Raw genomic sequence first — 500 nt, forward strand, 5'->3', positions numbered from 1 at the left:
TTGGGTATCGAGCAAGAAGACGACATAGGTCTTCCGAGTCGAGCTGCTGACGCCATGCTCCTGGAGAAGACGCTTTACCAGGTAATCGCTCGGGCTAAGTACATGCTCGGCAAAATCGACAGCAAGTTTGTCAGGTCAGAACAAGCAATCGAGTTCCGTGAGCAACTTGCTCCTGGGATCTTCAAACCAGGTTACAGAGGTTTCCGATTCAAGGAGGCTGCCGCTGGTGATTTGCCTACTGTCATGATTGACGGTCGGAAGTTCAACTGCGTTGCCAGCATAGCCAGAGCACATGGACTTGATCCGGTAACGGTGCGTAGGCGCATTGCGGACACCGGGAAGGCCGCAGACAAACTCTCCAATGATGAGTGGAAGCTCATCCTCGCCAAGAAAAAAGGTAAAGGGAAACCCTTCACCTATCTGGACAGGACCTACAGCAACATTGCTCAGTTCTGTCGTGAGCATCAGCTCAACACCAACCTTGTTTACCAGAAAGTCAA

General features: G+C 51.4%; 1 pseudogene. It reads left to right on the plus strand.

Annotated elements, in window-relative coordinates:
• Nucleotides 1–500: pseudogene (locus R7190_RS31290) on the plus strand (hypothetical protein); the annotation flags it as partial.

The sequence above is a fragment of the Vibrio sp. 1078-1 genome (genome assembly GCF_033340475.1).